Annotated in this window: 9 protein-coding genes and 1 pseudogene; 3 read left to right on the top strand and 7 right to left on the bottom strand. The window is 33.4% G+C overall.

Annotation, left to right across the window (positions count from 1 at the left end):
• Positions 1 to 71 precede the first annotated feature (71 nt).
• Positions 72 to 1,103, top strand: a complete 1,032-nt coding sequence (locus CLU83_RS03880) for a LacI family DNA-binding transcriptional regulator (RefSeq protein WP_100430394.1) — start codon at positions 72 to 74, stop codon at positions 1,101 to 1,103.
• A gap of 640 nt (positions 1,104 to 1,743) precedes the next feature.
• On the top strand, positions 1,744 to 2,874 hold the full coding sequence (gene chrA, locus CLU83_RS03870; RefSeq protein ID WP_100430393.1) for a chromate efflux transporter: 1,131 nt from the start codon (positions 1,744 to 1,746) through the stop codon (positions 2,872 to 2,874).
• Positions 2,875 to 3,044: 170 nt separating this feature from the next.
• Here chrA and CLU83_RS03865 read toward each other — a convergent pair whose 3' ends face one another.
• The gene (locus CLU83_RS03865) at positions 3,045 to 5,213 is read right to left on the bottom strand and encodes a TonB-dependent receptor domain-containing protein (protein WP_100433605.1); all 2,169 of its coding nucleotides are present in this window, start codon (positions 5,211 to 5,213) and stop codon (positions 3,045 to 3,047) included.
• A 106-nt stretch (positions 5,214 to 5,319) separates the two neighbouring features.
• Here CLU83_RS03865 and CLU83_RS22650 point away from each other — a divergent pair, with 106 nt between their 5' ends.
• Entirely contained in the window at positions 5,320 to 5,451 is a 132-nt protein-coding gene (locus CLU83_RS22650; protein ID WP_255410939.1) for a hypothetical protein, read from the top strand.
• A gap of 2 nt (positions 5,452 to 5,453) precedes the next feature.
• On the opposite strand, the pseudogene CLU83_RS22780 reads toward CLU83_RS22650, so the two are convergent.
• The 6 genes and pseudogenes from CLU83_RS22780 to CLU83_RS03835 form a co-directional block, all read right to left on the bottom strand.
• Positions 5,454 to 5,558 (bottom strand): annotated as a pseudogene (locus CLU83_RS22780) (hypothetical protein); the annotation flags it as partial.
• 716 nt (positions 5,559 to 6,274) lie between these two features.
• Complete coding sequence (locus CLU83_RS03855; RefSeq protein ID WP_100430391.1) at positions 6,275 to 7,519, bottom strand: hypothetical protein; 1,245 nt, start codon at positions 7,517 to 7,519, stop codon at positions 6,275 to 6,277.
• Between the two features lie 28 nt (positions 7,520 to 7,547).
• Positions 7,548 to 10,085, bottom strand: coding sequence for a heavy metal translocating P-type ATPase (locus CLU83_RS03850; RefSeq protein WP_100430390.1), 2,538 nt, complete (start codon positions 10,083 to 10,085; stop codon positions 7,548 to 7,550).
• 99 nt (positions 10,086 to 10,184) lie between these two features.
• On the bottom strand, positions 10,185 to 10,496 hold the full coding sequence (locus CLU83_RS03845) for a heavy metal-binding domain-containing protein (RefSeq protein ID WP_100430389.1): 312 nt from the start codon (positions 10,494 to 10,496) through the stop codon (positions 10,185 to 10,187).
• A gap of 377 nt (positions 10,497 to 10,873) precedes the next feature.
• Entirely contained in the window at positions 10,874 to 11,350 is a 477-nt protein-coding gene (locus CLU83_RS03840) for a DUF3659 domain-containing protein (RefSeq protein ID WP_100430388.1), read from the bottom strand.
• Positions 11,351 to 11,516: 166 nt separating this feature from the next.
• Positions 11,517 to 12,734: an efflux RND transporter periplasmic adaptor subunit gene (locus CLU83_RS03835; protein ID WP_100430387.1), complete on the bottom strand. Its 1,218-nt coding sequence runs from the start codon at positions 12,732 to 12,734 to the stop codon at positions 11,517 to 11,519.
• Position 12,735: the final 1 nt, after the last annotated feature.

Genomic DNA, 12,735 nt, shown 5'->3' with positions numbered 1-12,735 from the left:
TATATACAACCTATACTTTTTTGTTAGATTGGATATTCAAAAAAAGTATATTTGCAATAAACGAATACCAAATGGAAGATAATAAAGATATTACGATTTATGACATAGCCAAAAAATTAAACCTTGCAACTTCTACAATTTCCAGAGCTCTGAAAGACCATCATACCATCAGCGCAAAAACAATTAAAAAGGTTAAAGAGGCTTGTGCAGAATTAGGATATCGCCCAAATAGCCTTGCGGCTGGATTACGCAGTAACAAAACCCAAACTATAGGGGTATTAGTGCCTACAATTGACCAGCCATTTCTATCTTCCTTAATTAGCGGAATTGAAACCACTGCAAAAAAATCCGGATATAATATTCTTATTACACAATCGGGAGATTCATACCAAGAAGAAATCAATATGACTCAAGCACTTTATGCCAGCCGAATCAGCGGTATAATTTGTTCATTAGGAATGGAAACAAGAGATACTTCACATTTTATGCCATTTATAGATGCCAAAATTCCGTTGGTGTTTGTAGACAGGGTGCCAAACGATATAGATACTTACAGAGTTATAATTGATAATTACGCAGCGGGATACAAAGCCACAAAGCACCTCATTGATCAAGGCTGCAGACGCATTGCGCATTTTTATGCCGGTATGGAATTTGGCACATTGTTTAGCGAAAGAAAAAGAGGGTATCTGGATGCCTTAAGAGCCCATAATCTCCCTATTGAAGAAGACTTAATAATTAAATTAGAACAGCTAGTATTTACCGAAGGAATTAAGGCAACCAATAAATTACTAGACATGAAAAACCCACCAGATGGGATTTTTTCTTCAGTTGACATTACCGCAATAAGCGCAATCCAATGTGCAAAAAAAAGAGGCGTCAAAATACCAGAAGAACTGGCAATAATAGGATTCAATGATGACCCTATTTCATCAATTATTGATCCTGGTCTATCCACAATATCACATCCTGCATTTAAAATGGGGCAGATTTCTGCAGAAAAAATATTAAATCACCTGCAATCACCAAAAAAAGATAACATCAAAGAGGTCACATATTTAAATACAGAAGTAATAATTAGAGAATCATCAAAGAGAAATTAAGGTTTATGCCAATTTGTAATTCATATTACATTTTATGACTATCCTAACTAATACCAAACAGATAGAATTAGCCACAGATTAAAAAAATTTACACAGATTTTTTCAAAAAGTGTAATGAAATCTGTGAGAATCAGTGTAATCAGTGGCAAAAAAATATACATGGTACTCTTTGCGGACAGTCAGTCATATTACATTTTTACATAGATTAACTGTGTGCAGACATATAAAAATGAAAAAACAAATATTAAATACAGACAATTCAAAAACAACAATCCTGATCAGACTGATAGTTGGAGTTATGTTTCTGTCGGAAGGAATTCAGAAATTTTTTGTTTGCTGACACACTTGGTGCAGGGCAATTTGAGAAAATTGGTTTGCCATCGCCCGAATTTTTAGAGAGTTTTAAAATTATTTGCTGAACGCTAATTCTTTTTGGACTTTTGACAAAATTTGCAAGTATTCCACTCTTCATCATTATGCTTACTGCCATTGGGGCAACTAAATCGGAAATTTTAGCTGAAAAGGTTTTTGGAGAAATGATGCACAAAAGCAGAACAGATTGGGCAATGCTTTTGGAAAGTATTTTTCTACTAATAACAAGGTGGCGGATATTGGCCGGTGGATAAAATTTTGACTAAAAATGGAAGATAAAACTGATTTAAAGGACATTGCCAAACTTTTTCTAAAACTTGGAATTATTGGTTTTGGTGGTCCTGCCTCCCATATTGCAATGATGCAGGACGAAGTTGTTACGAAAAGAAAATGGCTGACCGAACAGCATTTTTTGGATTTAATTGGTGCAACTAACTTAATTCCTGGACCTAACAGCACCGAAATGGCGATTCATATCGGACACGAAAAAGGCGGCTGGAAAGGTTTAATCATTGCGGGGTTTTGTTTCATTTTACCAGCCGTTTTCATTACAGGATTTTTTGCTTATCTCTACAAACAATACGGACAACTACCAGAAGTGCAGCCTTTTGTTTATGGAATAAAACCTGCTGTTATTGCCATAATTCTTGGTGCAATTTTTCCTTTGGCAAAGAAATCTTTGAAATCGACAGAACTAATAATCATCGGACTTCTTGTTTTGATTTGTTCATTACTCAACATTAACGAAATATATTTGATGTTTGGAGCAGGTTTTTTGGCTTTGTTTTTGGCTTATGTACGAAACAAAAAACAAAAAAACTGCAACAGTTTTCTGCCATTAACTTTATTGCAAATTACAAACACGACAATACTTTCTGTATCCAATGTTAATCTGTTTTGGATTTTCCTAAAAATTGGTGCAATACTTTACGGAAGCGGTTATGTTTTGTTTGCATTTCTCGATACAGATTTAGTTTCAACAGGACTTTTGACAAGACAGCAGCTGATTGATGCAATTGCTGTTGGACAATTCACACCCGGTCCCGTTTTTTCTTCGGTAACTTTTATTGGTTATCAAATCAACGGTTTGACAGGAGCAATCGTTTCGACAATCGCCATATTTTTACCTTCATTTGTATTTGTGGCGCTACTCAATCCAATCGTAAAGAAAATACGGAACTCAAAACTGTTTTCTACCTTTCTTGACGCTGTAAATGTGGCATCAGTCGCTATAATTGCAGCAGTTTGTTTTGATATGGGCAAAGACACCATAACAGACTGGCGGACAATTTTGATCGCAGTTTTAAGCATAATGATCACATTTGGATACAAGAAATTAAATAGTGCTTTTGTAGTTTTAGGAGGTTCATTAATTGGCTATTTACTGACACTAACATGACAACAGACACGATAGAAAATAAGAACGAACAAACGGCAGTTCGCAAAATGGCGGGTTCAGTCCTAAATTCAGCATCAGTTCTTTTATTGAAAAATAATCTTAAATCCGCGGAATAAAAAAGCCTGCGGAATCTGGATTTAATCCTGCAGGCTTTGATTCCTGATGAGATTTTAAATTTTTATTTTTATACCCGCGTTAACAACAAATCCGTCTAAAGGAGCATAGATGTCTTTAAATACAGGATTCGAAATTGTTCCAGTATAAATACTTCCAAATTTTGTTTGTCTGGTATCGGCAAAATTTTCGAAATTGGCATAAACTGAAAAATTTTCCCAAAGCTTTTCAATCATAAAGCCGAAAATCCAATACTCTTTCCCAGTAGTGCCATCATTAAGTTTTTGCGGGCTGTAATAATAAGCCTCTAAACCGGCTTTCCATTTGTCTTCCACTTCATACATCAAAACATTATTCAATCTGTGTTTCGCAGTTAAAGGATTTTCAGATTTTATCCCATTATTATCTATTGATGCATCAGTATAGGTATAACCTAAAAATAATTTAAAATCTTTATATCCTAATTTGACATTTGTTTCGGTTCCTTTTGTTTTCAAATATCCATCAACATTTACAAACTGATAGACGTCATTAGGAAGCGAAGTTAAGATAAGCGGATTATCAACATTCGTATAAAAGAATAATTGATTCAATGATAAAGATATATCTTCGGTAATTTTAGTTCTATAATTCACATCAAAGTTAAGTCCGTAACTTTTTTCAAGTGTATTGAAATCATTATTAATAGGCAGTACATTTCGGTATTGTATGCGCTCGCTTTCTTCTGTGAAAATAGTAGGCGTTTTGTAGCCTAACCCACCGCCAAGTCTGGAAGTAAGCTTAGAATTGATTTTAAATAAAGCTGAAGTTCTTGGCAAAAAAGAAAATCCATAATCATCAACATAATCGCCTCGCAGACCTGTTTCTATATCCAGCCATTCTTTGGTCTTCACTGTATTTTGAATGAAAGCACCATAAGTAATCTGGTTATAATTTCTCAGAGGAAAAACTGTTTTGTTGTTTTCAGTAAAATTATCAGTATATAAATTTACGCCTGTAACCCATTCCGCAATATCGCCATTTTTAGAATAGCTAATTTCAGAAAAAGTGCTGTTTTGTAAACCGTCAAAAATATAATCAGGTATTGTTATGACACGGCTAAAATTATTAAAACTGTTTTTAATTATCAAAGATTCTTTCTCGCCGAATTTATGCGTAAGGGCAAATTGAGTGCTTATTCTCTGCGTTTTATTCTTTTCGAAGTAACTGTCAGGATATTGGCTTTCGTCTTTGATATAATCGATATTTCCGCCGATACGATTTTCAAAAACCGCATTTACGCCAAAATTAAGTTTTGTGTTTTCATTAAAATTGACAAATAATTTTGGATTAAAATTGAAACGTTTAAATTTCGGAATAGCAGTAAGTTGAATGTCAGCAGGATCATAAGGAGCATTTCGGTCATGTGAAGCAAAAACTGTCAATCCAATTTTACTAAATTGTTGAGAATAAAACCCATTGATATCCAGTCCAAGAGCTGACGTTCCATTAATTAAAAATCGTAATTCTCTTTCTTTAGTCGGAATTTTAGAAACCAGGTTAACCAAACCAGCAATTGCTCCTCCTCCATAAAGTGTAGAAGCAGAACCTTTGATTATTTCAACTTGTTTTAAATCTAAAGGTGGTGTCTGTAATAATCCCAGTCCACTGGAAGCCCCGGAATAAAGAGGAAAACCATCCTTTAAAATTTGGGTATATCTTCCGTCCAATCCTTGAATTCTAATAGAGGAGTTTCCAGAAGTTGCAGATGTCTGCTGGGTTTGTATTCCGGTACTTTCGTTAAGCATCATACGAATGTCACCTGGTTTCATATTGGCTTTTTCTTCCAGTTCTTCTCCTGCAATAAACTCAACTCTAGTTGGAATGTTACTGATGGTTCTTGTTCCTCTGGTTGAAGTGACAATAATTTCATTCATTTCTTCGGCTTCGATCTCTAAAGCAATCTCTAAAAATTCAGCAGCAAAAGGCACTTTAAAAAGTGTTTTATGCGAGCCATAACCTTCTATAAAAACAGACAATGTATAATCTCCATCCTTTAGATTTTCAAAAATGACAATTCCATTATTATTAGATGTTAAAATCAAATTAGTTTCTTCAATTTTAGCTGTTGCTCCATTTATCGGCTCATTGGTAGCAGCATCTTTTATATGGAATTTGATTTTATTTTGTGCTTGCACAGTACCAATAGCTGCTATTGCGACTATTAAAAAAATATATTTAAACATTTGTAATTTCTTTATATTAATAAACATAACAATCTGCCTGATATCAAAATCATGCAAAATATTCTTTTTATATTAAGAAATTTTAGGAGGCTGCCAAATTTTACAAATGAAAGAAGAATTTATAAATTTATCATACGATCTTGGCTGTTCTATATCATCTGTTGCAAAATCTAAATTTTTACTAAAATGGGCAGAAGTTAAATTTATTGTGAACCCAACGCAGGTGCCACATGAATAAAACGGGGAGCACTTTCCGTTACAATCGTTGCCGCAATCATGAGAGTTATCCTCACAATTCTTTTCTATATTGCATACTGAATGATTAGCAAATGCAGAGCATGGCACTGTCGAAAGAAACAGTACAATAAACGATACTATTGTTGCAAATGTTTTCACACTGCAAATTTATAACTATTATTTGCTGCTAACTTATTTTATTCTATATAATATCCAATAGTAAACCTTATAGTACTTTTTTGGAAAGAACATTTAAAATTTTGTTGTCAGAAACCGCTTTTTTATAAGAAGAAAATAATTCATGGCAGTTTCGATTGTTTTTGATGTCATATTGTACCAATTTAAAATGTTCGTTTGAATAAAACTGTAGCCAGTAGATAAATATACTACAGGTTACTAAAAAAACGTTGGGTGTGATTAATAGTTTGATTTTTAATTTTATTTATTTGTCTATCAATGATGAATTTATTGATTTTACGAGCAATTGAGAGGTAGACATAATAATAATTGGAAGAAAAGGAAATAGGAAGATACTTAGGCATCTTTTTTATGAGATTATTTTTAAAATATCGAAAACCATAATATCTAATTAAGATTATTTGTATGTTTGGTTCAGCACAATCAACTGTAAAATTTACGCTAGGGAATCTTAGAAAATTTTTAATAAACGGCACTCAAATATAAAAACCAAAAAGCTCCAAAAACAAATGAATTCGGAAGTTTATAATTGGTAGTGGTCTTTATGAACCTGTTTACGAACAATTTTATGTAGAATTTGAAGAAGTTATCTTCAATAACTTAAAAATTGTTTAATAAATAAGCACTTACACTTTTTTTGCTATTTTTTCCATAATAGAATGGTCTGTTCCAAATTTGCAAATGGCATCACAATTGATTCTTAATTCCGAAAACAAAATGTATTTGATATTCATTTTTGAATTTTTTATGACTGGTCGGTTGAGTTGTTGAATAACGTCTTTCTCTCGACTGTCCGGAATGATGATATAAAAAACTTCTTCTCCGTTAGAAATACTAAAATATAAATCAGATAATCGGAGTATTCCCGAATAAATACTGGTGCTTTTTTCTACTTCAAATGCTCCAATGATATTGTTTGTTCCTTTTTGAAACCATAACACATCGATTAGTTTTATAGTATTTTGTGTGTCTTTATCTGTTGGAAGTTCTGGAAATTTATTGATTGATATAAATGAAAAACTTTGTCCGCCAAACGATTTGCTCTTATCGTTACTTGCTGGTGTAACATCATAACCTAATGAAACTCCAATTTTTAATAAATGATATTGCATTTCATCATGCAGATTTTCGGCTAATTCTTCTTCCTGAATTTCTTTTTGTCGTTTTAGTATATTCTTTTCAAATTTTGCTCGTTCCTCTTCACTTAAATATTCATCGTTACCAATAAGCATTTTTTGTGTTCCAATTTCAAAACACAAACCTGCAATTGCTCCTAAATCATTGGATAATTCTGCTTTGTGTTTACTGTTGGTTTCGATTAAAGTTTCTCTTATTTTTAAATATTCTGTCCAACTCCCTAGTTTCTTTTTGTCTTTGAACAAAAAGTTGAATCCGTTAAGGATAGCTGTATTAAATGGTGGAAACCAAGTTGGGTGCAAGAAATATAAAATACTTGCCACGGCTGGACCAAGGCCTTTTATTTTGAGCTCGTCAAGTTTTACAATTTCTCTTACTGCTTGCTCTTCTGATTTAGCATTGATGCAGTTTTCAAGAAATTGACCAAAAGCAATTTTATTGTTTTGGTTTTCGTAAATATCTGGAATTCTCAATTTTGGTTTCCAATAAAAAGGATGCGCTACGCCTACAAATATTTGTTTTTGTTCTGCTATACAACTCAATACAAATTCTAAACTACTGCCTTTAAAATCGTTTGGAAATGTTTTATTTTTAATATCGTCTATCACTTGCAAAACACCACGGCGAATAGTCCGAAAAGCTTTTAATCGTTGATTATTATCTACAAACCAAGTCGTATAAACACTTTCGGTATCGGTTTTATATTGTTGGATTATTTGAGTAAAGTTGTTCATTTTTAATATAGTTATAACTTATTTCTTATTACAATTTCAAACTTCTTAATCGCAACGCATTTACAATTACAGAAACCGAGCTAAAACTCATTGCCAAAGCTGCAATCATCGGCGATAATAGAATTCCAAAAAATGGATATAAAACACCTGCTGCAATTGGAACTCCAAGAACATTGTAGAAGAAGGCAAAGAATAAGTTTTGCTTGATGTTTCGCATTACAGCGTGGCTTAAATTTTTAGCTTTTACAATACCTTGTAAATCGCCTTTTACTAATGTGATTTTAGCACTTTCAATAGCCACATCAGTTCCGGTTCCCATTGCTATGCCAATATCGGCTTGTGCTAATGCTGGTGCATCATTTATACCGTCTCCAGCCATTGCTACAATTTTTCCTTCGGATTGTAAACGCTTAATTTCGTTTAATTTGTCTTCGGGTAAACAACTCGCTTTGTAGGATGATAAGTTTAATTCATCGGCAACCGCTTTGGCTGTATTTACATTATCGCCGGTAAGCATAATTACTTCAACACCTTGTCGCATTAGTTCTTTTATGGCTTCTTTACTTGAAATTTTAATTGCATCGGTAATTGATACAAAACCCACTGCAATGCCATCAACAGCAATATAGGAAACAGTTTTTCCTAGTTTCTGTTCGGCAATAATTTTGTTTTCTAAATCATCAGAAACTGTGGCTTTGACTTGTTCCATTAGTTTTTTATTGCCCAATGCTACTTTTTTATTGGTAACTGTTCCTGTAACTCCTTTTCCTGCAACGGCTTCAAAATCTTTGATTTCTATTAATGAAATGTTTTTTGCTTTGGCATAATTTACAACCGCTTGGGCTAATGGATGCTCACTGTATTGATTTAAAGAAGCGATGTTTTGCAGCAAATCATTCTCATTATTGTTTGATGCAAAAACCTTTTCTACTGATGGTTTTCCTTCTGTTATTGTTCCTGTTTTATCGGTTATTAAAACATTTACTTTATTCATATTTTCTAATGCTTCGGCATTTTTTATCAAAACTCCCAATTGTGCACCTTTTCCAACTCCAACCATTACTGACATTGGCGTAGCCAAACCCAATGCACAAGGACATGCAATAATTAAAACCGCAATCGCATTTATAAAACCATAAACCAACGCGGGTTCTGGACCAAATTTTGCCCAAACAAAAAAGGTAATAACTGAAATGGTTACAACAATTGGCACAAAATATTTAGCAATACTATCTGCTAATTTTTGGATTGGTGCTTTAGAGCGACTGGCATCATTTACCATTTTCACAATTTGCGAAAGCAAGGTTTCTGAACCTACTTTTTCTGCAATCATTACAAAGGATTTGTTACCGTTTATAGTTCCTGCAATAACATTGTCATCTTTCTTTTTGTCGACCGGAATAGGTTCTCCTGTAATCATTGCTTCATCAATGCTACTTTCGCCATCACTTATTTTTCCATCAACTGGTATTTTGTCTCCAGGTTTTACTCGTAATAAATCTCCTTTCTTGATGTCGTGAATTGAAATTACTTTATCGCTTCCGTCAATAACCAAAGTTGCTTCGGTTGGAGCAAGTTTTAATAATTCTTTGATGGCTCCGCTAGTTTGACTGTGGGCTTTGGCTTCCAATAATTGTCCTAATAAAACCAATGTTAGAATTACTGTTGTAGCTTCAAAATATAATAAAACTGCTCCCGTTTCAGTTTTGAATTCGTTTGGGAAAATACTAGGAAAAAACATTCCAACTAAACTGAACAAAAAAGCAACTCCAGTTCCTATACCGATAAGGGTAAACATATTCAAATTCCAAGTAATAATAGATTTGAAGGCACGAACAAAGAACATCCAACACGCATAAAAAACAACAGGAAGTGAAAGTGTAAATTGTACCCAATTCCATTTTGTCGCATCCATTATTTTAAGTAACGGATTGTTTGGCATCATTTCTATCATTGCGATGGCAAAAACAGGAACGGTAAAAATTACTGCCACTTTCATTTTCTTGACTAAATTTTTATAGGTTTTTTGGTCTTCACCATCGCTCGGCTCCATTGGCACCAAATCCATTCCGCAAATAGGACACGAACCAGGAGTATCTTTAATAACTTCGGGATGCATCGGACAAGTAAACTTAATAGGACTGGTATTGAGTTCCTGTATTTTTTCAAGATGCATTCCACAAACTGGGCAATCACCAGCTTTATCATATATTTTATCTCCTTCGCAATGCATTGGACAATAATATTTTCCTTTGGTATTACTTGGTATTATGGCTTCCTTTTTATCACTATGGGAATGCTCGGAACAACAAGATTTTGCAACAGGCACATTTGTTGTAGTATGTTTTGAGTTTTCAGCATTACTTGTTTCTATGGTGTATTTTCCAACGGCTGTTAATGCTTCTTGCAGTTGTGCTGTTGAAATGTGTTTTTCCATAGTAATGGTAGCTGTGGGTGGATTTAACAAAACTGTTGCTACAATACCATCAATAGCATTCAATGTTTTTTCGACTTTTGTTCGACATCCATCACATGTCATTCCAGTAATGTTGTAACTATGTATCATCTTAAATTATTTTAAAGACATAAGTAATAAATAACCTAAATTAACCTTGCTAAATTCATAAAAAGATTAATTAAGGTAGCCTAAGTAAATTATATTTTGTTATTTGTTATTTGCTTTTTTCTCAGGGACAGGCTCTGTTAGTTTCATCCCGCATTTAGGGCATTTGTCATTCAGTTTCCCTTGTACTTCTGGATGCATTGGACAGGCGTACATTTTTGCTTGATTGTTCATCATTTTAGTTTTATCATTCATCACTGTGCTATCATTACTCGTTATAGTACCATCATTATCCATCATAGTACTGTCATTATCCATCATATGGGGATTGTCTGATGTTGCTTCTTTGTTTTTTTGGTTACAAGAAGCCAATATGAACGCCATTATTAGGGCCGAAAAGAGTATTTTTTTCATTTTATCTAGTTTTAATTTACAGATTACTTTCTGTCATATAAATATATAATTTACTGTTTTGCAAATTGTTACACTATTATTTTTCTGGTTTGTGTAATTCGCACCAAACCATTTAAAAGTTTTTAAGTGATTTTTAAAGAGTTTACTTATTTTCGATGCTCAGGAGTTTTTTTTCACCTCTTCATTCTTATCACAAAGAATTCTCCTTAAATACTCAATTTAAGAAACTTAGTCAGGAACTTTTCAAGCAATTTAAGCAGGATTATAGCTAATATTTGCTGCATTATAATTTCAAATATTTCCCCTTCACACAATTAATAGTCAAGTGTTCTATAAAAACAAATGATTCGTTTCGCCACGAACCATTTGTTAAAAAATTATTTTTTTGATTTCTCGTTATTCATCTTTTGTTCCAACAATAAGCAATGGACAGCACAGGCATGGAGTTTGTAATTTTTATGTACGCTACCCATATTATGACCTTTTGAATCCAGTATTTCACATTTTTCTTCCTGTGTTTTGCCTACATTAAGCACGTTTTCACCTTTTATATTGTAATATGAACCATTCTTTTTTGCCCTACCCAACTTGTTCCCTTTAGAATCAATTACATTACCATTTACATCAATAAAATAGATGGTCTTACCTTCATTATTTTTCACAATATCCTCTTTGGTAATAAATCCTAATTTGTTCCAACCGTGATCATAAATTTCACCCTTTTTATTTATATAAATTTTTTCATTTTGGGTGGAATTCGATTTTGTTTGTGCATTGGCATTTAACGAGATTAACATTAAAAACATTATTAATGATGAAACCGTTTTTGTCGAAATTAATCTTTGAATTTTCATAATAAATTGTATTTAATTATTCGTCAGTTCCGCTGTTGCTCGGTCTTCAGTATCGCTGTTGCCCGATTTTTATTTTCTTAATTTTAAAGTATTTATAATCACAGAAGTCTGACCAAAATTGATCATCAAAAACTACGCTAAGTACTTCGTTTATCAGTTTTAAGTATCACATCTTCATCCCTGCCATTGGGTCGCTTCCTTTCCGGAATTTATATTCGCTGTTTATGGCATAAGCACCTGTAATCACCACTTTTTTAGTGGGGTCTAAATCGGATATGATTTCAATCATTCCATTGGTTTCTACTCCTGTTTCGACCATAACATTTTCAAAAACACCTGGTCTTTTTTCGACCCAGACATAGGAAGCATTTTCGTCTTGGATTACCGCATCAATCGGTAAAAAAATTCCTTTGGCATTGGATTGCATTACTTTTACAACGGCTTGCATTCCGGGTTTTAGCTGTAAACCCTGATTTGGAATTTCCATTCGGATTAACAGCAATCGAGTGTCTGAATTAATTTCAGGATTGATAAATGCAACTTGGGTATTAATTGTTTTATTCGGGAAATCGGTAAAAGTGACGCTGGCTTTTTGACCTATTTTGAGACTTTTGGCATAGTTTACGTTTACTTGTGTTTCGAGCCAAAGGCTGTTCAAATCAGCCAATTTTATTATTCCCGAGCCTTCCATTACATAACTTCCTTCTGTCGCTGCAATTTCAGAAATTGTTCCGCTATGAGAACTGTAGAATATGGTATTTGGTGAAACATCTTTATTGTTTTTAATACTTTCTATTTGGGCATTGGTAAGACCATAAAAAAGAAGTTTTTGTTTCGCACTAGCTAGCATATTTTTCGCATTTTTTCCAAAATCTCCCGGCATCGACAGTTGTTTGAATGCCGTGAAATAATCCTGTTTGGCTATGGCGATATCTTCGCTGTATAATTGATAAACCGCTTGATTTTTGGCAACATAATCTCCAACTGTTTTGAAAAACAACTTTTCAATTCGCCCCATTGCTCTTACAGAAATGGTGTTGATTTTCTCCTGATTAATCGTCAAAACTCCCGTATAATTTTGATTTAAACTATTTTGAGTTTCTGTAATAGCTTGAGTAGTGATATTGCCCAATCGAATTTGCTGTTTGCTTAAACTTATTTCATTTGGGTCAGTATCACTTTTTTTGGCTGGAGCTAACGCCATATGGCAAATAGGACATTTACCCGGTTTATCTTCTTTTATCTGAGGATCCATCGAGCAAGTGTAGAAAATTGTTTTATCAGTCATTTTGTGTCCACTATGATCTCCCTTGTTTTTGGAATTGCAAGCTATCATTACCATAAGTAGTATTGATAGTAAAGTTATTGTTTTTAATGTCTTCATC

The organism is Flavobacterium sp. 1, from assembly GCF_002797935.1.
Classification (GTDB): domain Bacteria; phylum Bacteroidota; class Bacteroidia; order Flavobacteriales; family Flavobacteriaceae; genus Flavobacterium.
Note: the sequence above shows the minus strand (reverse complement) of the source record. Positions and strands in the feature narration are given on the sequence as shown.